19 protein-coding genes and 1 tRNA gene are annotated in these 19,907 nt (G+C 64.7%); 11 read left to right on the top strand and 9 right to left on the bottom strand.

What is annotated here, in order from left to right; genetic code table 11:
- Positions 1-16 precede the first annotated feature (16 nt).
- Positions 17-313, bottom strand: a complete 297-nt coding sequence (gene rpmB, locus ACKOED_RS02160; protein ID WP_408914931.1) for a 50S ribosomal protein L28 — start codon at positions 311-313, stop codon at positions 17-19.
- Between the two features lie 639 nt (positions 314-952).
- Between rpmB and ACKOED_RS02155 the strand changes: the two genes are divergently transcribed.
- From ACKOED_RS02155 to gmk, 10 genes are all read left to right on the top strand, one after another.
- A complete protein-coding gene (locus ACKOED_RS02155) occupies positions 953-3,934 on the top strand; it encodes a helicase-related protein (RefSeq protein WP_408914930.1) in 2,982 nt (993 codons plus the stop codon).
- Entirely contained in the window at positions 3,921-4,241 is a 321-nt protein-coding gene (locus ACKOED_RS02150; protein ID WP_408914929.1) for an RNA-binding S4 domain-containing protein, read from the top strand. The genes ACKOED_RS02155 and ACKOED_RS02150 overlap by 14 nt, the downstream gene beginning before the upstream one ends.
- A 50-nt stretch (positions 4,242-4,291) precedes the next feature.
- Positions 4,292-4,630: a ferredoxin FdxA gene (fdxA, locus tag ACKOED_RS02145; RefSeq protein WP_408914928.1), complete on the top strand. Its 339-nt coding sequence runs from the start codon at positions 4,292-4,294 to the stop codon at positions 4,628-4,630.
- A gap of 394 nt (positions 4,631-5,024) precedes the next feature.
- Entirely contained in the window at positions 5,025-5,927 is a 903-nt protein-coding gene (locus ACKOED_RS02140) for a CarD family transcriptional regulator (protein ID WP_408914926.1), read from the top strand.
- A gap of 102 nt (positions 5,928-6,029) precedes the next feature.
- A tRNA-Arg gene (locus ACKOED_RS02135) sits at positions 6,030-6,106 on the top strand.
- A 229-nt stretch (positions 6,107-6,335) separates the two neighbouring features.
- Complete coding sequence (locus ACKOED_RS02130; RefSeq protein WP_111197536.1) at positions 6,336-6,572, top strand: acyl carrier protein; 237 nt, start codon at positions 6,336-6,338, stop codon at positions 6,570-6,572.
- A gap of 103 nt (positions 6,573-6,675) precedes the next feature.
- The gene (fabF, locus tag ACKOED_RS02125) at positions 6,676-7,941 is read left to right on the top strand and encodes a beta-ketoacyl-ACP synthase II (protein WP_408914924.1); all 1,266 of its coding nucleotides are present in this window, start codon (positions 6,676-6,678) and stop codon (positions 7,939-7,941) included.
- A 42-nt stretch (positions 7,942-7,983) separates the two neighbouring features.
- The gene (gene mltG, locus ACKOED_RS02120) at positions 7,984-9,195 is read left to right on the top strand and encodes an endolytic transglycosylase MltG (RefSeq protein ID WP_408914922.1); all 1,212 of its coding nucleotides are present in this window, start codon (positions 7,984-7,986) and stop codon (positions 9,193-9,195) included.
- An 83-nt stretch (positions 9,196-9,278) separates the two neighbouring features.
- Entirely contained in the window at positions 9,279-10,166 is an 888-nt protein-coding gene (locus tag ACKOED_RS02115; RefSeq protein WP_408914921.1) for a YicC/YloC family endoribonuclease, read from the top strand.
- Positions 10,167-10,176: 10 nt separating this feature from the next.
- Positions 10,177-10,809 carry a guanylate kinase gene (gene gmk, locus ACKOED_RS02110; RefSeq protein WP_408914920.1) on the top strand — a complete coding sequence of 211 codons (633 nt, stop codon included), beginning with the start codon at positions 10,177-10,179 and terminating at the stop codon, positions 10,807-10,809.
- Here the strand turns inward: gmk and rsmA are convergent.
- Genes rsmA through ACKOED_RS02090 form a run of 4 tightly spaced genes read right to left on the bottom strand, consistent with a single transcriptional unit; the run spans position 10,772 to position 15,861 of the window.
- Positions 10,772-11,644, bottom strand: a complete 873-nt coding sequence (rsmA, locus tag ACKOED_RS02105) for a 16S rRNA (adenine(1518)-N(6)/adenine(1519)-N(6))-dimethyltransferase RsmA (RefSeq protein ID WP_408914919.1) — start codon at positions 11,642-11,644, stop codon at positions 10,772-10,774. The genes gmk and rsmA overlap by 38 nt on opposite strands.
- Positions 11,641-12,678 (bottom strand): 4-hydroxythreonine-4-phosphate dehydrogenase PdxA, encoded by a 1,038-nt coding sequence (gene pdxA / locus ACKOED_RS02100; RefSeq protein WP_408914918.1) that lies wholly within the window; start codon positions 12,676-12,678, stop codon positions 11,641-11,643. The genes rsmA and pdxA overlap by 4 nt, the downstream gene beginning before the upstream one ends.
- The gene (locus ACKOED_RS02095; protein WP_408914917.1) at positions 12,641-13,657 is read right to left on the bottom strand and encodes a SurA N-terminal domain-containing protein; all 1,017 of its coding nucleotides are present in this window, start codon (positions 13,655-13,657) and stop codon (positions 12,641-12,643) included. Before ACKOED_RS02095 ends, pdxA begins: the two co-directional genes overlap by 38 nt.
- Complete coding sequence (locus tag ACKOED_RS02090) at positions 13,654-15,861, bottom strand: LPS-assembly protein LptD (protein WP_408914916.1); 2,208 nt, start codon at positions 15,859-15,861, stop codon at positions 13,654-13,656. Before ACKOED_RS02090 ends, ACKOED_RS02095 begins: the two co-directional genes overlap by 4 nt.
- 260 nt (positions 15,862-16,121) lie before the next feature.
- Between ACKOED_RS02090 and ACKOED_RS02085 the strand changes: the two genes are divergently transcribed.
- Entirely contained in the window at positions 16,122-17,600 is a 1,479-nt protein-coding gene (locus tag ACKOED_RS02085; RefSeq protein WP_408914915.1) for a leucyl aminopeptidase, read from the top strand.
- Positions 17,601-17,606: 6 nt separating this feature from the next.
- Here the strand turns inward: ACKOED_RS02085 and ACKOED_RS02080 are convergent, their stop codons facing one another.
- The 4 genes from ACKOED_RS02080 to infA all read right to left on the bottom strand — a co-directional run bounded on the left by ACKOED_RS02080 (position 17,607) and on the right by infA (position 19,884).
- Positions 17,607-18,623 (bottom strand): LacI family DNA-binding transcriptional regulator, encoded by a 1,017-nt coding sequence (locus ACKOED_RS02080; RefSeq protein WP_408914914.1) that lies wholly within the window; start codon positions 18,621-18,623, stop codon positions 17,607-17,609.
- Positions 18,624-18,823: 200 nt separating this feature from the next.
- Positions 18,824-19,018, bottom strand: a complete 195-nt coding sequence (gene yacG / locus ACKOED_RS02075) for a DNA gyrase inhibitor YacG (protein WP_408914913.1) — start codon at positions 19,016-19,018, stop codon at positions 18,824-18,826.
- A gap of 1 nt (position 19,019) precedes the next feature.
- Positions 19,020-19,643, bottom strand: a complete 624-nt coding sequence (locus ACKOED_RS02070) for a Maf family nucleotide pyrophosphatase (RefSeq protein ID WP_408914911.1) — start codon at positions 19,641-19,643, stop codon at positions 19,020-19,022.
- A gap of 22 nt (positions 19,644-19,665) precedes the next feature.
- Entirely contained in the window at positions 19,666-19,884 is a 219-nt protein-coding gene (gene infA, locus ACKOED_RS02065; RefSeq protein ID WP_111197504.1) for a translation initiation factor IF-1, read from the bottom strand.
- Positions 19,885-19,907: the final 23 nt, after the last annotated feature.

The raw sequence follows: 19,907 nt of genomic DNA, 5'->3' as shown, positions 1-19,907 counted from the left end.
AAGGTGGTTGCCGCGATCAAGCGGCCTTGGCGGCGTCCCGCTTGCGGGCCACCGCGCGCTTCAGGCGCAGCGCCTTCTCCGAGAGCTGGCCGTCCTTCGCCTTGATCAGGAAATTATCGAGGCCGCCCACATGCTCCACCGACTTCAGCGCGATTGCCGAGATGCGCAGCCGGTAGGTGAGGCCCATCGCATCACTCATCAGGCTGACGTCGCACAGGTTAGGCATGAAACGGGTCTTGGTCTTGTTGTTGGCATGGCTGACCTTGTTGCCAACCAGCGCATTCTTTCCCGTCAACTCACAACGGCGGGCCATGGGCAGAACTCCAATAAACGAGGTTTTTCCGGATGGCAGACAGCCTCCGGCATGTTGTCGGCGTCTATACTGGCTGGCGCCCGGCTGGTCAAGCCGAGGGACGCGGATTTCCTTCGCAGCGGCGAGCAAGACCTGCTGTCCCGGGGTGGGACATGGGTGTTAACGGAGGGCCAGGAGCCGCGGTGCCTGGCAGCCGATTTCGAAGGGTTCCTGGTAGATACAACAACGGAGAACCACAACCCCTTGTGAGAACAAAACCCGAAAATCCGTGGCGGAGCGATTCGGGCATGCTCCGTTCCGCAACTGGTCCACTTCGTTAACATCTCCGCGCGGGAGCATCGGTGAAGGGCAAGACTTCATCAACCATAGGCCATCAGCTGTAAACCATAGCCTGCCAATGATGGCGGGAAAGCTCGTCGATGCCACCGCCGGCTGTGAGGGCGTCTGATGACAATTCTCAATGATTTCAATTATCTAAGTTTGGAACAAATGAAGAAATGACGGGCTGACGCGATTCGGGCCAGCTTCGTTCCGCTTTGAATCCACTCCCTAACGCAGCGGTTCGTAATGAGCCAACAGGGCTTGACCTCCACCACCGTCCGCCCCAACTGTTGGCTTGGAATTATTTGATTTCATCTCATGCCCGCCGCCAAGACCGTCACCGCCGTGTTAGGCCCGACCAACACCGGCAAGACCCACCTCGCGGTCGAGCGCATGCTGGGCCATGGCAGCGGCATGATCGGCCTGCCGCTCCGCCTTCTCGCCCGCGAGATCTATGAGCGGGTGCGCCAGCGCGCCGGCGATGCCGCGGTGGCGCTCGTGACGGGCGAGGAAAAAATCATACCGGCCCAGGCGCGCTACTGGGTTTGCACCGTCGAGGCCATGCCCACTGATGTCGAGGTGCCGTTTCTGGCCATCGACGAGGTGCAGCTCTGCGCTGATTTCGAGCGTGGCCACATCTTCACGGACAGGGTGCTGCACCGCCGCGGCCGCGAGGAAACCATGCTTTTGGGTGCGGCCACGATGCGGCCGATCCTGGAACGGCTGCTGCCCGGCACCAGCTTCGTGTCGCGGCCGCGCTTCTCTCAGCTTCTCTATGCCGGCCAGAAGAAGATCACCCGCCTGCCGCCGCGCACCGCCATCGTCGCCTTCTCGGCCGAGATGGTTTACGCCACCGCCGAGCTGATCCGCCGCCAGCGCGGCGGCGCCGCCGTCGTGCTCGGGGCGCTTTCGCCACGCACCCGCAACGCGCAGGTGGCGCTCTACCAGTCCGGCGACGTTGACTACATCGTGGCCACCGACGCCATCGGCATGGGCCTCAACATGGATGTTGACCATGTGGCCTTCGCCTCGACGCGCAAGTTCGACGGCTTCCAGTACCGCCAGCTCAACCCCTCCGAACTGGGCCAGGTGGCGGGGCGCGCCGGCCGCTACATGAACGATGGCACCTTTGGCGTCACCGGCGAGGCCGATCCTTTCGACCCCGAAACTGTCGAACGCCTGGAGGGCCATGTCTTCGAGAGCGTCCGCATGCTGCAATGGCGCAACCGCGATCTCGATTTTTCATCGCTCGACCGGCTGCGGCAATCACTCAACCAGCTGCCGCAGGCGCAGGGCCTGACCCGGGCCCAGCCCAACCCCGATCTTCTGGCCCTGGAGGCGCTCGCCCGGGAGCCCTCAACCCGCGATCTCGCAAGAAGCCGGCGCGAGGTGGAGCGGCTGTGGGAAGTCTGCCAGATCCCCGACTACCGCAATATCTCCAATTCCGAGCACGCGGCGATCGTATCCCGCATCTACCAGTTCCTGGAGACCGGTAACGGCTTCATCGACGAAGACTGGTTCGTGCGGCAACTGCGCTTCTGCGAGAACACCCATGGCGACCTTGACACGCTGTCCAACCGCATCAGCCACATCCGCACCTGGACCTTCGTGGCCAACCGGCCGGACTGGCTGAAGGCGCCCATCTATTGGCAAGCCCGCGCCAGAGAGATAGAGGACAAGCTGTCTGATGCCTTGCATGAGCGGCTGACGCAGCGTTTTATCGACCGGCGTACCAGCGTGCTGATGAAGCGGCTGGCCCAGAAGGAAGAACTGATGTCGACAGTTGAGGAAGACGGCGCCATCCGCGTGGAGGGCGAGTACATTGGCCGGATCAAGGGCTTCCTGTTCCTGCCGGACGGCGCCGCCGACGGCGCCGAGGCCCGCGCCCTGAAGACCGCCGCGCTGTCGGCGGTGGCCGCCGAAGTCGCCGCCCGGGCCAAGGCGGTGGCGGCCTCGGCCGATACCGACCTCAAGCTCACCCGGGACGGACAGATTATCTGGAACCATGCCCCGGTGGGCAGGCTCGAGCCCGGCAACACACCGCTCAAGCCGCGCGCCGCGGTGATCGCCGGCGAACAGCTTTCGGGCGCGGAACGCGAAGAGGTGCAGCAGCGGCTGCAGAAATTCGCCGACCGGCACATCGCGGCGGCGCTGGAACCGCTGGTCAAGCTTGAGGAGGGCGAAGGGCTCGAAGGCATCTCGCGCGGCATCGCCTACCGGCTGGTCGAGACGCTGGGCGTGCTGCCGCGCGACCAGGTGGCCGAGGAAGTGAAGGCCCTGAGCCAGGAGGAACGCGCCAAGCTGCGCGCCCTGGGGGCCCGGTTCGGCGCCTTCAACGTCTATGTTCCTGCCCTTCTCAAGCCGGCGCCCACCGAACTGCGTCTCCTGCTCTGGGCGCTCGGTCTGCAGAAAGAGGGCAAGCTCGACCCCGCCGCGCTGCCCCAGCCGCCGGGCCAGGGCCTGACCTCCGCCGCCTTCGACCGCTCGACGCCCAGAGGTTTCTATGGCGTCTGCGGCTACCGCATCTGCGGCAGCCGGGTGGTGCGCATCGACATGCTGGAACGGCTCGCCGACCTGATCCGCGACCGGGTGTTCTGGCGAGCGCGGTTTCCCGAGGAAGCGAGGCCCGCCGGATCGATCGAGGGCGGCGGCTTCACCGTGGTACCCGACATGATGTCGCTGGTCGGCTGTTCTGGCGAGGATTTCCTGGGCATCCTCCGGAGCCTCGACTACCGCATGCAGAAGAAGAAAGTGAAGCGTCCGGTAGCTCCGGCTGCTGCCGCGACCCCGCCAGAGGCAGCGCCGGAAACCGCGCCTGAGACCGCTGCCGAAGCTCCGCCCGAACCGCCAGCCCCGGAACCGGCCGCGGAGCCAGCTTCGGAGACCGCATCCGCGCCGGAAGGCGTTCCGGAACCCAGCCCGGAACCCGCGATCGCCTTGGAAGAGGTGGAAATCGAGGTCTGGTGGCCGAAGGATACCGGTCCGTTCCGGCACCGCGGCGAGCGGCCACAGCGCCGGCGCCCGGAACCGCGCCCCGCCGCTGTGGCGGCAACCGCGGCCGATGCATCCAAACCTCCGGGCGAAACCGGGGAGTCCTCGAGGCCGCCGCGCCATGACAGCCAGACGCGCCGCCACGGCCGGCCGCCGGGCCAAGAGACTCGCCATGATCGCAAGCCCCGTACCGATGGTGGCCAAAAGCCGCCGAAGCCCGAACGCGCGCCGCGGCCGGAAAAACCCATCGACCCGGATTCGCCCTTTGCGGTGCTGGGCGCCCTGAAGGCGAAGCTTGCCGGCCAGTGACCAGCCGGCGAGCCGCCAGCGCCTCGACAAATGGCTGTGGTTCGCCCGTATCGTCCGAACGCGCGAGGCGGCCGCAGCGCTGGCGGCCGCGGGCCACGTCAGGATCAACGGCCACAAGACCCTGAAGCCCGGCCACGGCGTCAAGCCGGGCGATGTGCTGACTGTCGTGCTCGACCGCGAAGTCCGGGTGCTGCGGATTGCGGGCCTGGCCCAGCGGCGCGGACCGGCGGCGTCCACTGCCTTGTTTCAGGAACAGGGGGCCGGAAACATCAACATCGAGATCCCGCAAAAATCAGGTGCAAGGTGACCCAGAACTTGCTATTCAACCGTTCGGAATAAAGAACGGTAGCTTCGCTCATGACCTATATCGTCACCGAAAACTGCATCAAATGCAAATACATGGACTGCGTGGAGGTGTGCCCCGTAGACTGCTTCTACGAGGGCGAGAACATGCTGGTCATTCACCCTGACGAGTGCATCGATTGCGGGGTTTGCGAACCCGAATGCCCGGCCGAGGCCATCAAGCCCGATACCGTCGCGGGCCTCGAATCATGGCTGAAGCTCAACACCGAATATGCCAGCCAGTGGCCGAACATCACCAGCAAGCGGGAAGCTCCGCCCGATGCCAAGGAGTTCGACGGTGTGGAAGGTAAGCTGGAGAAATATTTCTCTCCCAACCCCGGCGAAGGCGACTGAGCGGGGGAACCCATGCGCCTTTTGCAAGACTTATATGCATTGAATGGAGAGCCGTTAACCTTTTCACGGGGAATTCTCCGCCATCCGCGCCTAATTCCGCCGTACACGGACATATCGGACTTTAAAAATCCGTAAACTTGTGTTATTTAAGCATTTATGAGTATGTAGGCCGCGTCAACTGTTAAGAACCGGGCTGGTAGGCTCGATTTTTTCGCACAGACGGCCGGCTTGTCCACACAAGATGAACGGGGCCCGCGGGCACCCTTCCGGTGGATGAGATCAGGCATCGGTTACGGTCACAGGACAATACTGCGGGCCGTGCACCTCCGGAGTTGTGCACCGGCAGTCCTGGGCATGCTCGCGAGACGATTGGGCAAGAGGCGTAAGGACAAGAATGACCAAGAAGAGCAAGACCGTGACGGCAAAGAAGCCCCAGGCGAAAGCCAAGGCTAAATCAGCCCCGAAAAACATCTCGAAGCCAGCCGCCGCCGCAAAGGCGAAACCCGTTGCAAAGGCGCAGGCGAAAGCCGCGCCCGCCAGGCCGGTTGCCAAGGCGCAGGCGAAAGCCGCACCCGCCAAGCCAGTTCCGGCGAAGCCGGCCGCGGCTGCCAAGCCCGAAGCCAGGAAGGCCGCCGTCAAGCCGGCTCCGGCCCCTGCCCCGAAGGCAGCCGCAGCGCAGCCCGCGGCTGCCGCTCCCGCCGCCGCAAAGCCGGCTGCGGCGCCGGTCTCTGCCGCGCCAGCCGTGCGCAAGCTGATGTTCAAGGTGAATGAACTGGTCGTCTACCCGGCGCATGGCGTGGGCAGGATCAGCCAGATCGAGGAGCAGGAAATCGCCGGCGCCAAGCTTGAGCTCTACATCGTCGATTTCGAAAAGGAAAAGCTGCGCCTCAAGGTGCCAACCAGCCGCGCCGAGCAGAAAGGCATGCGCCGCCTGTCCGATAAGACCCAGATCGAGGCGGCACTCAAGACACTGCGCGGCCGGGCGCGCATCAAGCGCACCATGTGGTCAAGGCGCGCCCAGGAGTATGACGCGAAGATCAACTCCGGTGACATCATGGCGGTGGCCGAGGTGGTGCGCGACCTTTACCGGTCTGACCGCCAGCCGGAGCAGTCCTATTCGGAACGCCAGCTGTTCGAACAGGCGCTGGACCGGATGGCCCGCGAGATCGCCGCCGTCAAGAAGATCGACGATGACCAGGCGGTGAAGGAACTCGAGGATTACCTCGCCAAGAACGCCAAGCGCCCCGGTCCCGGCGAAAAGGCCGAGGACGACGTGGCTACAGAGCAGGCAGCTTAGCTTCGCAAGCAATCAACGGTCTTGAAGGTCCCGGCTGGAAAGCCGGGCCTTTCACTTTGCGCCGCTTCCCAAATCGGCCGCGGGCGGCTAGGCTTGCGACTGGTCCCGGTAGCTCAGCAGGATAGAGCACAGGTTTCCTAAACCTGGGGTCAGGGGTTCGAATCCCTTCCGGGACGCCATTTTCAAAGGGTCCATCCCGCCGCTGCTGATTTGGCGTCGTGCCGGGGGCGCAGGCTGAGGTTGACCGCCATTCGCGCGGTGGCGGCCTTGGCGCGGGAGGTAGCCGCATTCCACTCCCCTTTTGACCTGCATTGGATTTGTGCTAGGGAGACCTCGGCGAATGCGAGGCGCAGGGCGGTCCTGCCGCCGGGCCGAGTGGTTCTGAAATCAATCAAGGACGAAGAGAAAATGAGTGACGTGGCTGAGCGGGTGAAGAAGATCGTCGTCGAGCATCTCGGCGTTGACGCCGACAAGGTGAAGGCTGAGGCGAGCTTCATCGACGACCTCGGGGCGGACAGCCTCGACACGGTCGAGCTGGTCATGGCCTTCGAGGAGGAATTCGGCATCGAGATTCCCGATGACGCGGCCGAGTCGATCCAGACCGTCGGCGACGCGGTCAAGTTCATCGAAAAGAGCGCGGCTTAAGCCATCGCGTTGGATCGTCCGCGAAGGACGGTCGCATTGAGGACCGGCGCGGAGGCAGGGGACCAAAAACCTGCCGCCGCGTTTTTTATGGAAAGAGCACCACATGCGGCGAGTTGTCGTCACCGGGATCGGCATGGTTTCCCCTCTTGGAACGGGGATCGAGGAAAGCTGGAGCCGGCTGATCGCCGGACAATCCGGCGCCGGGCGGATCACCCGCTTCGATGCCTCCGACATGCCCTGCCAGATCGCTTGCGAGGTCAAGCGCGGCGATGGCGGCAACGGCACCTTCAATCCCGAGCAGTGGATGGATGCCAAGGAAATCCGCCGCTACGACGACTTCATCATCTACGCCATGTCCGCCGCCAAGCAGGCGATGGCTGATTCCGGCGTCACACTCGCGACCGAAGACCAGAAATGCCGCGCCGGCGTGCTGATCGGCTCGGGCATCGGCGGCCTGAGCAATATCGCGGACACCACCCTGCTTCTGCAGGAGAAAGGCCCGCGGCGTGTGAGCCCGTTCTTCATTCCCGGTTCGCTCATCAACCTCGCCTCCGGGCTGGTGTCGATCGAGTTCGGCCTCAAGGGCCCCAACCACGCGGTGGTCACCGCCTGCTCCACCGGCTCGCATGCGATCGGCGATGCGGCGCGCATCATTGCGTGCGACGATGCCGACATCATGGTGGCGGGGGGCGCCGAGTCCGCCATCTGCCGCATCGGAATTGCCGGCTTCATCGCCTGCAAGGCGCTGGCCACCAAGTTCAACGACCGGCCGGAACAGGGCTCCCGCCCCTATGACAAGGACCGTGACGGCTTCGTGATGGGCGAAGGCGCCGGCATTCTGGTGCTGGAGGAGCTTGAGCATGCCAAGGCCCGCGGCGCCCGCATCCATGGCGAGATCGTCGGCTATGGCATGTCGGGCGACGCCTATCATGTCACCGCCCCGTCATCCGATGGCGACGGCGCCTTCCGTTGCATGAAGGCGGCGCTCAAGCGCGCCGGGCTGCAGGCCCATGACATCGATTATGTGAACGCCCATGGCACCTCCACGCCGCTCGGCGACGAAATCGAGCTGCGGGCGGTTGAACGCCTGATGGGCAACCGCGCCGCCGACCTTACCATGTCATCCACCAAATCCTCCGTCGGCCACCTGCTCGGCGCGGCCGGCGCGGTGGAGGCGATCTTCTCGCTGCTCGCCATTCGCGACAATGTGGCGCCGCCCACCATCAATCTCGACAATCCATCGGTCGAGACGGCGATCGACCTCGTGCCCAAGGCCGCGAAGAAGAAAGAGATCAACACAGTTCTGTCCAATTCCTTTGGTTTTGGCGGAACCAACGCATCGCTGATCATGCGCCGCTACGCGGCGTGAAGCTTGTGAGGTAGGGACCGGTTGCGCATACCGAAGCCATCCGTGAAAGTGCCGGAGCCCCGGCAATCGAAACGGCGGGCCTCGGCCCTGTACCGCGTGCTGAGCAGGACGCTTCTGATTGTGCTGGCGGCTGGCATCGGGCTTGCCGGCGCCGCCTTCTATCTGCGCGGCGAATATGCCGCGCCAGGCCCGCTGGCCGGGGAGAAGGTGTTCATCATCGAGCCTGGGCTTTCGGTTTCGGAGATCGGCGATGCGCTGGCCCGCAACGGCATCATCTCCAGCGGCAACCTGTTTGCCGTGATGGCGCAGGCCACCGGCCAGCGCGCCCGGCTCAAGGCCGGCGAATATGCCTTCCCCGCCGCTGCCTCGATGCGCGATGTGATGGCGCTGATCGCCAGCGGCAAGGCCGTGACCTACAAGATCTCGATCCCCGAGGGCTTCACCAGTGACATGGCAGTGGCGCGGGTCAACGCCAATGAGGTGCTCACCGGGCCTCCCGCCGCGGCACCGCCGGAGGGGACGATCCTGCCCGACACCTATGTGTTCCAGCGCGGCATGACCCGGGAGAAGCTCATCGCGGACATGCAGACCGCGCAAACCAGACTTCTGGATGAGCTGTGGCCCAAACGGCGGCCGGTGCCGGAAATCACCACCCGCGAACAGGCGGTGACGCTGGCCTCGATCGTCGAGAAGGAAACGGCCGTTCCGGCTGAGCGGCCGCTGATCGCCGCGGTGTTCCTGAACCGGCTGTCCAAGGGCATGCGCCTGCAATCAGACCCGACGATCATCTATGGCATCGTCGGCGGCAAAGGCCGTTTGGACCGGCCGCTGACCAGGGCCGACATCAATGCCGAGACGCCCTACAACACCTACCGGATCGACGGCCTGCCGCCGGGCCCGATCGCCAGTCCGGGCCGGGCGGCCATCGAGGCGGTGCTGAACCCGCAACAGACCGACTATCTCTATTTCGTCGCCGATGGCTCGGGAGGCCACGCCTTCGCGGTGACACTCGAGGAACACAACCGCAATGTGAAGACGTGGCGGAAGATTGCCGGCAATGCCGCGGCCACGGCTGCCGCCGCATCACCTGACGAGCAGCCGGCACAGGAGGCGGGGGATCTGCCGCTGGCTGACACGGCTCCCGAGGCCGGTGAGCCCGCCGCGGAGGTCCCCGTGGCCGCGCTGCCCCCGGGCACCATCGTGACGGTCGAAGGCCGGCCGGCGGTGATCCCGCGGCCCAAGCCGCCACGCTGAGCGGTTCCCGGCGGTTCGTTGCGCGGCGGCGCGCAACTGTTCTAAACCGTGGTGATTGATTCTCATTGCCAGGACGCGGGGCCATGCCGATTGCCAGTATGACCGGATTTGCCCGCGCCTCGGGCGAGCGCCAGGGGCTGTTCTGGCAATGGGAGGTCAAGAGCGTCAACGGCAAGGCGCTGGATGTGCGGGTGAAGCTGCCGCCTGGCTTCGAGGCGCTTGATCTTCCGGTGAGGGCGGCGCTTGCTTCGGGCTTCCGGCGCGGCAACCTGCAGGTCTCGCTGACCGTGAGCGGCGCCACCGGGCGCGAAACGCTCCGCCTTAACCGCGAAGTGCTGGATCAGCTGGTGGCGGCCGGTGAGGAGTTGCGCGGCCGCATCGGCGGCGAACCATTGCGCGCCGACGTGCTGCTGTCGATCAAGGGCGTGGTCGAGGTGGCGGAAACCGGCGCCGACGAGGCGGAAGCTGACCGCCGCAATGCCGCCATGCTGGCGAATTTCGGCGAGGCGCTCACCGCGCTCGCCGCGGCCCGCCGCGCCGAAGGCGAAAGACTCGAAGCGGTGGTGGCGGCCCAGATCACGCGGATTGCCGCGCTTGCCGGCGCCGCGCGGACGAGCCCGGCGCGCAGCCCGGAGGCGATCCGCGCCCGCCTGGCCGACCAGGTGTCACGGCTTCTGGAAACCGGCGCGGCGCTCGACCCGGACCGCCTGCATCAGGAGGCGGTGATCGCCGCCACCCGCGCCGACATCCAGGAGGAACTCGACCGGCTGCAGGCCCATGTCGAGGCGGCCAACGATCTTCTGGCTTCCGGCGAGGCGGTGGGCCGCAAGTTCGATTTCCTGGCGCAGGAATTCAACCGCGAAGCCAATACGCTGTGCTCCAAGGCCTCTGACCGCGCGCTCACTGCCATCGGCCTCGAGCTCAAGACCGTGATCGACCAGCTGCGCGAGCAGGTCCAGAACATCGAATGAAGGGCGCGCCATGACAGAAATTCCACGCCGCGGCCTGTTGCTGGTGCTGTCCTCGCCTTCCGGGGCGGGCAAGACCACGCTGTCCCGCAGGCTTCTCGCCGCCGATCCGAACGTGATCATGTCAGTTTCCGTCACCACCCGGGCGCCGCGGCCCGGCGAGGTCGATGGCAAGGATTATCACTTCATTCCGCAGGAGGAATTCGCACGGCTTCGGGACCGCGGCGAGCTTCTGGAATATGCCGAGGTGTTCGGCAATTTCTACGGCACGCCAAAACGCCCGGTACTGGAGGCGCTGCAGGCAGGGCGCGATGTGCTGTTTGACATCGACTGGCAGGGCACCCAGCAGCTCGCCCAGGCCATGGAAGAAGATCTGGTGCGCATCTTCATCCTGCCGCCATCCGCCGAGGAGCTTCGCGAGCGGCTGATCGGCCGCGCCCAGGATTCGGCCTCGACGGTGGCCAAGCGCATGGCCCGGGCGGCCGACGAGATCAGCCACTGGCCGGAATATGATTATGTGATCGTCAACGACAATCTCGACGTGGCCAGCGCCGAGATCGCGGCAATCGTCCGCGCCGAACGGCTGCGCCGCCGCCGCCGCACCGGACTCACGCAGTTCGTCCGCCGTCTGACGAAGAGCCTGTAGGCCCAAGCCGCGCGGCCATCGCCGCGAAATCGGCAACCGGGAGCTGTTCGGCGCGCAGCTGGGGATCAAGGCCCAACGCGGCGAGCAGCCGCTCCGGATCATCGGCGACACTCTTCAGGCTGCTGCGCAGCATCTTGCGGCGCTGGCCGAAGGCCGCGGCGGTGACCCGTGACAAGTCCTCGATGCGGCAGGCGGGCCGCGGCGCGGCAATGGGGGTCAGCTGCACGATGCTCGATGTTACCTTGGGCGGCGGCGTGAAGGCCGCGCGGTTGACGTCGAACAGTTTGCGCGCTTCGCAGCGGTATTGGCTCAGCACCGCCAGCCGCCCATAGTCCTTGCTGCCCGGCGCCGCCACGATGCGCTCGGCCACTTCCTTCTGGAACATCAGGGTGAGCGAGGCATAGAAGGGCGGCCATGCGGCGCCGCTCAGCCAGCCGGTGAGCAGCGGCGTTGCAATGTTGTAGGGCAGGTTGGCGATGATCTTTGCCGGCCGGCCGCCGGTGAGTTGCGCATAATCGGCCTCAAGCGCGTCGCCGGCAATCACTGTGAGCCGCCCGGGATAGGCCGAAGCGATTTCCTCCAGCGCCGCCAGGGCGCGCGCATCGCGCTCGATTGCAATGATATGGGGCGCGCCTTCCATGAGCAGCGCCCGCGTCAGCCCACCGGGACCCGGGCCCACCTCGATCACCGTGAAGCCCGCGAGAGGAGCAGCGGCGCGGGCGATCCGCCGCGTGAGGTTGAGATCGAACAGAAAATTCTGGCCGAGCGCCTTGCGTGCCGCAAGACCGTGGCGCGCGATCACCTCGCGCAGGGGCGGCAGCGAATCCTCGCTCACCTCCGGGTTCCGGCCATCCGGGCGGCGAGGCGGATCGCCGCGATCAGGCTTTGCGGATTGGCTTTGCCCTGGCCGGCAATGGCCAGCGCCGTGCCATGGTCAGGCGAGGTGCGGATGAAGGGCAGGCCGAGGCTGACATTGACCCCGCCATGGAAATCCAGCGTCTTCACCGGGATCAGTGCCTGATCATGATACATGCAGAGGATGGCGTCATAGGCGGCTCTCGCTTCGGCGTGGAAGGCGGTGTCGGCGGACAGGGGGCCGAGCACCGTGTAGCCTTCCTGCTTGAGGATTTCGAGCGCCGGCCTGATGATGTCGATCTCCTCGCGGCCCATGGCGCCGTTCTCGCCGGCATGCGGGTTGAGGCCGGTGAAGGCGAGGCGCGGTTGGGCGATGCCGAAGAACCCGCTGAGATCGCGCGCTGTAACCCGCGCCTGGGAGAGGATCGCCTGCTGCGTCAGGCGCGCCGGCACGTCCTTCAGCGGGATGTGCACGGTAACCGGAATGGCGCGGAGGTCTGCCGCCACCAGCATCATCACTTCCTGCACCTTATGGCCACGGGCCGCGGCGAGATGCGCCAGGAAATCCGTGTGCCCCTGGTGGCGGAAGCCGGCGCCATAAAGCGCCTCCTTCTGGATCGGGTTGGTGACGATGCCAGACGCCAGGCCGGCAAAGGCGAAGTCAACAGCCTCGGTGATGGCGGCGATCACCTGTCCCGCGGTGCCGGGCGCGATCATGCCGGGCTTCGGCTGAGTGGGCAGCGGCCGGTGGAGAACCGGCAGGTCAGTCGGAAAGACGCCGGCCGCCTCGGATGGCTCGGCAATGTCCTGCACCGGCAAGCCCGGGTTTCGTGACCGCCAGTAGGCCGCATCGCCGATCAGCGCGAAGCAGCAATCGGGGCTCCGGTGCAGGGCTTTCCAGGCCTCAGCGGTGATCTCGGGCGCAATCCCCGCGGGTTCACCGCAGGTCAGCAGCAGGGGTGCGGCTGCGCCGCGATTATGGCTGGGCAAAGCTGGGGTCGCGGTACTCGACATAGACTCTGTCGCGGATCTGTTCCAGGTAACCCTGCTCAAGCTTATCGTATTTCTGATTGATCACCATCTGCTCCACCTGCTCGCGGGATGGCATCTCAAAATCGGGCTTGGGCGGGGTGATGGTGCGCACGCCGCAAAACGCAATGAGCTGGATGCCATCCTTACCGCGCATCGGCCCGATGGCGCGCCCGACACCGGCCTTGTCGAGCGCCGTCTTCATCGGCTTTGGCAACTTGGAGGCATCCGCCTCCATCTTCTTGCCGGGCCTCACGTCGAACACGCCTTTTGACGCGGCTCTCAGCGAATCGCACCCCTTGAAGCGCTGCAGAACCTGCTGGGCTTCCATGGCGCGCGATTGCAGCAGCATCGGGTCTTCGCTGTCCACCGGAAGCGAGATTTCCATCAGCGAATAGATGGTGACCGGCTTCATCCGCGGATCGTTCATGACCTTCTGAGTCTGGGCGCTGATCTCACTCTTGACTTCCGCCAGCTTGGCGTCCACCTCGGCATCGGTAACCTTCACGTCTTCCCGGAACCTGGCGCTGGAAAGGCGGTTGAACGCGGTCGTGGTTTGCACATAGCGGCGGAAAGTCGCCTCGCTGATGCCCCTCTCCTTCAGCTTCGCCAGAAGCTGCTCGCGGCTGAGACCCATTCCCTTGGCGACGCGGGTGATCTGCTGGGAGATTTCGGTGTCGGTTGGCACCATGGCGAAACGCGTGGCTTCCGCAAGCTTCGCCTGATCGTCGATCAGCGCCTGCAGGGCCTGCTGCTTGTTCATTCCACCGCGCGGCAGGCTTCCCAGGATTTCAAGCAGAATGATGCGCTGCCTCAAGTCGAGCTCGGTGATCGGCTGGTCATTGACCACGGCAATAATGCTGGTGGTGTCGGCGCGCGCGGCGCCGGGCCAACCGGCCCCGGCCGCCCACGTCAGGCTGGCCGCAATGGCGGCGGCCAGTATGGCGTTCCGGCACCGTCTCATTCCAGCTGAAACCCGCCGGCAATCGCGCCGAGTGTTCTCAGTTCGACGCTGAGGTCAATGCGCTGCTGATAACCGCCATCGGTCGGCCCAAACGCGTCAGTCCGCGACATCGAGTAGACCAGGCTGGCCTTCATGCAGTCGCAGTCGAATGCGACTCCAATCCGGTTATCGATCATCTTATCCGTTTTCAGATTGTATCGCACGCCGCCGAACACACTCCATGAATCGAACAGGTTGTAGCGGCCGTCCGCCCACACCTGCTTCTCATTGTCAGGCCGCCCGTAATTGGCCGCCGCGCTGACATTTGCGTAGTTAAAAGACCCCGAAAACTGGCCAAAATTGAGGCCAATCATCGCCTCCTGAACATTGACGCGGGACAAGTCTTCATTGATGCGCGCCTGATAGCCAAGCAGCAGGTTGGGGTTCATCTGCAGCGCCAGGCCTCCCACCAGGTCCGAGGCGTCGCCGTTCAGGCCGGAGCCGGCGCGGAAGCTATTCTCGCCAGCGACATGAAAGCTCTCGCCAAAGCTGGCGCGCAGGAAACCGCCTTCTGGGCCCATCAGCGTGTAGATCAGCCCGGCATTGGCGCGAACGCCGCCCTCCCAGCGGTCATAACCGGTGAAGCGGTCGCTGAGGAACAGGTTGGTTGCGTCGAAATTGATGGTAATCGCATCCTCATTGCCATTGTCCCGCTGATCGGGCTCATCAGGCGTTGCGATGATCTGCGCGACCGGCGTCAGCACGCCTTGCAGCGAGCCAACGGTATTCACGAACGGCATGCGGAGATCGGCGCCGGCGGTCGGCGTGACATAGATATTTGAGTCCGCTTCGCCGGCCGCGTCCGGCACGTCTTCGGAATAGAAGAAATCTGTCCGGACATTGGCGAAGGGAGTGAACAGCAGGCCGGCCCCGGATATGATCTGCCGTTTCCAGTCGGCGTAGCCGGTCACATGCGTCTGATCGGTGCCGACCACCACCCCTTCCGACGGTTGGTCGATCGGGTCCTGGCGCTGCAGCGCATAGGCGTTGAAGCCGAAAGAGATCTCTCCGCCGAAAACGTCCTGGTCAAGCACGTAGTCTCCAACCACGAACGGCGTGGCGACTGGCATGTCGGACTGGTCTTCGCCGTCGACCAGGCTTTGCCAGCCGATAATCTGAGCCTTGGTGTAGTTGCGGCCGGAAAGCCCGGTCGCTTGCACATAATCGGCGATCATGGTCCGCGGATCGAGTCCATAATTCGACAGGAAATTCTTGTCGCTGACGATGGTGCCATCCCACCCCCAGGTCCAGTCCTCGTTGATCCGGAAATCGCCCTTGGTGCGCCCCCCGCCGCGCCATGAATCATCCGACGGATTGCCAGGGCTGATAGTGGTTTCGTTGATGCCGTAGCCTTGGAGGTAGTAGCTTCCAGACGCCAGGCGGTGACGGAACTCGAGATCGGCCAGCACGCCGCGTTCGGTTGTCCACATGGGCGAAAATGTCATGTCCATGTTGGGCCTGGCGGCCCAGAAGAATGGCGTCACAAGGCCAAAACCGAAATCTCCCGACTTGTACACGGGAAACAGAAAGCCTGTGCGCCGTTCCACCGTGGGGTCCGGATAGGCGAAGTAAGGGCTCCACAACACCGGGACCTTGCCGAACTTCAACACCGGGTCGCGGTAGTAGATGGTCTTCTTCTTCTCATCATGCTTGGCCTCTTTGGCCACGATTTGCCAGAGTGGCGTGCCGTTCGCCGATACGCAGGTCTTGCAGGCGGTGTAGCTTGCCCGTTCATAGATGGTGATGCCGTTTTCGTAGCGGCGGGCATATTGCGCGGTAATGGTCACGTTGTTGGTAAGGAACGCCCGCACATAATTTGCAAAGCCCTCCCTGAACGTGTCTTTCAGTTCGGCGCTGTCGGCCTCGAACACATTACCGTTCGGCTCCCGGAGCACGATCGATCCATTGGCCTTGAAGGTTTTCCTGGCCATGTCATAGACCACCTCGCTGGCGGTCAGCACATAGGAGCCATAGGTCAGCTCCACCTTGCCGCTGGCAACCGCCACCTTGGTCCTGTCATCATAGGTGAGGCGGTCGGCGATGACGTCGACTTGCGTTCCCTTCGGCGGGGGCGTGTTCTGGGGCGGCACCAGCGGCGGTTGATTGTCGATTCCGGCGATGGCGGCCGGAGCAGCGAACACGACAGCAGCCGTTATCGCCAGCAAGGAGATTTGCCTCCTGAGCGTGCTCAAAACCCAAAGATCAGCACGGTACGGTTGCACCCACCCTCACTCGTTCCTTGAGCGGAACTTACCGGCTTTCTCCGGGGCCGTGAAGTCCCCCTGCGGAGAAACATGCCGGAGGGCGATTTCGTTGTGAAAGCCGCAAAACGTGGTTAACGCATGTCAGGTCTGGCCAGCGCCTGGGTGTTCCCAAAGTCCTGGAATCCGTCTAGAAAGCCACTTTGAAACTCGTTGGGCTTATCATGAAAATCGTGTTTTCTCAGCCTGTCCTCCCGCGCGCCGGAATACTCGTCCTGCTGGTTCCCGAAGCGGGCGATCTCACCGGGGTGGCGGCCGAGGCCGACAAGCGCTGCGGCGGCCAGATCAAGCGCGCCATGGCCGCTGCGGGCTTCACGGGCCGGCGCGACAGCAGCCTCGACATTGTAGCGCCTGGAGGCGGGCTGGACCGCGTGGTGCTGTTCGGCCTCGGATCGGCCCCGGCGCTGCGGCCGCTGGATGTCGAGATGCTGGGCGGCGCGGTGGCGGGATCGCTGCAGGCCATGAAGGCGCAGACCGGCGCGATCGCCGCCGATGTGGCCTTGGCAGACTTGCCGCCGGGCGACGCCGCAGCGCTCATCGCGTCCGGCATGCGCCTCAGGGCCTATGCCTTCAATCACTACAAGTCAAAACAGCCCGAGGCCAAGCTGCTGAAGACCGCCACCATCCTCACCGCCGATGCCGAGGGCGCGCGCAAGCGTTACCTGGGGCGCGAGGCGGTGGCGGAGGGCGTTCATCTGGCGCGCGACCTGGTCAATGAGCCGTCCAACGTGCTCTATCCGGCGGCTTTCGCCGAGCGGATGAAGCCGCTGACCAAGCTCGGCGTCAAGCTCACGGTTCTGACACCGGACCGGATGCGGAAGCTCGGCATGAACGCCCTCCTCGGCGTGGCGCAGGGCTCGGCGCACGAGGCGCGGCTCGCCATCATGGAATGGCATGGCGGCAAGGCGGGAGAACCGCCGCTCGCCTTCATCGGCAAGGGCGTGACCTTCGATACCGGCGGCATCTCGATCAAGCCGGCCCAGGGCATGGAGGACATGAAGGGCGACATGGGCGGGGCGGCCAGCGTCGCGGGTCTGATGCTGGCGCTGGCCAAGCGCAAGGCCAAGGTCAATGTGGTCGGCGCCATCGGGCTGGTTGAGAACATGCCGGACGGCAAGGCCCAGCGCCCCGGCGATGTCGTCACCTCGATGTCGGGCCAGACGATCGCCGTGCTGAACACCGATGCCGAGGGCCGGCTCGTGCTTGCCGATGTGCTCTGGTACATCCAGCAGCGCTTCAAGCCGCGGTTCATGATCGATCTCGCAACGCTGACCGGCGCCATCCTCGTGGCGCTCGGCAAGGAACACGCCGGGCTGTTCTCGAACAATGACGAATTGGCGCAACGGCTCTCGGAAGCCGGCTATGCCACGGGCGAGAAGGTCTGGCGCATGCCGCTGGCGCCCGAATATGACAAGATGATCGACCACGATGTCGCGGATGTGAAGAACATCGGCGGCCGCAACGCGGGCTCAATCACCGCGGCGCAATTCCTGCAGCGCTTCGTGAACAATGTGCCCTGGGCGCATCTCGATGTCGCCGGCACGGCCTCGGACACCGCGCGCAACGCCATCAACCAGAGCTGGGGAACGGGCTGGGGCGTGCGCCTGCTCGACCGCCTGGTGTCCCAGTACTACGAGAAATAGCGCAGGTCAGGCGGCGGCGGCGGCGTGCTTCGGCTCCGGGGCGCCGCGCGCCAGCAATTCCACCGGCAGCACCGCTTCATTGACCAGCCCGTGGTGCCCGCGAATCAGGCCGATCAGCATATCGGTGGCCCGCGCCCCGATTTCGGCGCGCGGCACGCGCACCGTGGGCAGGATGGGAAAGGCCCGTTCAGCATCCGCCGTGCCGTCGGCGCCGATCAGCGCCATATCACGCGGTACCGCCAGGCCATGATCGCGGCACACCGCGAGGGCGGCGCAAGCCATCGTGTCGGTAGCGCAAAACACTGCGGTGGGCGGTTGCGGCTGCGCAAGCAGCTGAGCCATGGCCTGGGCTGCGCTGCTCCAGCCGCCATCGCAGGTGGCGATCAGGCTGGTGTCGGCCAGCAAGCCGAGCCGCTCGATCGCCTCCACGAAGCCGCGCCGCCGTTCCGCCAGCCGCCAGACGGAAGCCGGTCCCGCGATATGGGCGATGCGGCGGTGGCCATTGCCGGCGAGGTGGCGGACCGCCAGATCGGCAACCTCCAGATCGTCGACCCGAACTACCGGCACGCCAGACCCGTAAACCCGGTCGAACAGCTGCACCACCGGCAGCTCAGGCTTAGGGCCGCTGAAACGGTCAACGGCGGCGCCGCCGTCCATGACGAGCATGCCGTCCACCCGGCCATTGAAAAGAAGCTCAGCATAGGCGGCGCGATGTTGTTCGCTCTTGGCGGTGAAGCCCACCATCACCGCATAACCGAGCGCCATGGCGGTGTCCTCGATGCTGGCGAGAACCGCGGGATAAAAGGCGTCGTCAATGCCGGGGGCGAGCACCATGATTGTATCGGTGCGTTGAATGCGTAATGAGCGCGCCACCAGATTGATCTTGTAACCGCAGGAATTGGCCGCCTCGCGGACCGCCCGCCTGGTGCTGTCAGCCACCAGGTCGGGGTTGCTCAGCGCTCGTGACGCCGTTGCCACGGAAACCCCCGCAAGCTTCGCCACATCCGTCAGGGTTGGTCTCATAACACCGCTCCGCCCCGTTAAGAACGTTTTCTAATATACAACTGAAAAGCGTAAAATCAAGAAAAACTGACATTTTCCTGACAAGATTGACCTTTCGCTCCTTGGTTGTATTGTTTCCCCATGGGGTCGCCGGGGTGGACTTCTGTGTAAAATATGTTTAAGATATTGAAATAGATAGGAAAAAAGCTTTTGCGGCTGCTTCAGGTCGCTTCCCGGGGTTGCTCGTCCGGTGCGGGCTCATCCGTTGCCGCCGGAATCGCATAGTGACCGCCGAGCCAGCGGTTGAGGTCGACCTGGGCGCAGCGCGCCGAACAGAACGGGTGGAACTTCTGCTGCGAAGGCTTGGCGCAGATGGGGCACGGGCGTTTCGGCCGCAGCCGGACCGGGTCGCTCATGTCAGAGGCCGGAGTTGGGCGCCGTCATCCAGCTGTGGAACACCGGATAGCCCGCGCCCTCGAGCAGATGGACGGTCTCATAAAGCGGCAGGCCGACAACCGCGGAATGGGAGCCGGACAGCCAGCGCACGAAGGCTTCGGCGCGGCCCTGAATGGCATAGCCCCCCGCCTTGCCGCGCCATTCGCCGCAGGCGATGTAGCTGTCCACATCCTCGCGTGACAGCCGCTTGAACCGGACCTTGGTTTCGACACAGCGCCGCGACACGCGGTTGCCGGGCGCGATCAGGCAGACCGTGGAATAGACCCAGTGCGAGCGGCCCGAGAGCAGCGACAGGCAATCGCGCGCTTCATCCTCGGTTTCGGCCTTGGGAAGGATGCGCCGGCCCAGCCCCACCACGGTATCGGCAGCGAGGACGAAGGCGTTGGGGCCGAGCGCCTGAACGAGCGGCATTTCACGGGCCCGGTCGACCTTGGCGCGGGCGAGCCTGATCGACAGGGCGCGCGGCGTTTCCCGCTTGTGCGGCGTTTCGTCGACGTCGGACGGGTTGAGGAGATCCGGGCGGATGCCGGCGCGCTCGAGCAATTGCAGCCGGCGCGGAGAGGCGCTGGCCAGCACGAGCTTCACGGGCGCTGCCGCGCCCGTTTTGTTACTTGAAGCGGTAATTGATGCGGCCCTTCGTCAGATCATAGGGCGTCATCTCGACCATCACGCGGTCGCCCGCCAGGACGCGGATACGGTTCTTGCGCATCTTGCCGGCGGTATGGGCGATGATCTCATGATTGTTGTCCAGCTTCACGCGGAACGTAGCGTTGGGCAGAAGTTCAGTCACGGTGCCTTCGAATTCGAGCAATTCTTCCTTGGCCATGTGGCTCCTGTTGGGGGGAAAGG

Origin of the sequence: Aestuariivirga sp. (assembly GCF_046093005.1) — a bacterium.
In the GTDB taxonomy this organism is placed as follows: Bacteria; Pseudomonadota; Alphaproteobacteria; order Rhizobiales; family Aestuariivirgaceae; genus Aestuariivirga.
Note: the sequence above shows the minus strand (reverse complement) of the source record. Positions and strands in the feature narration are given on the sequence as shown.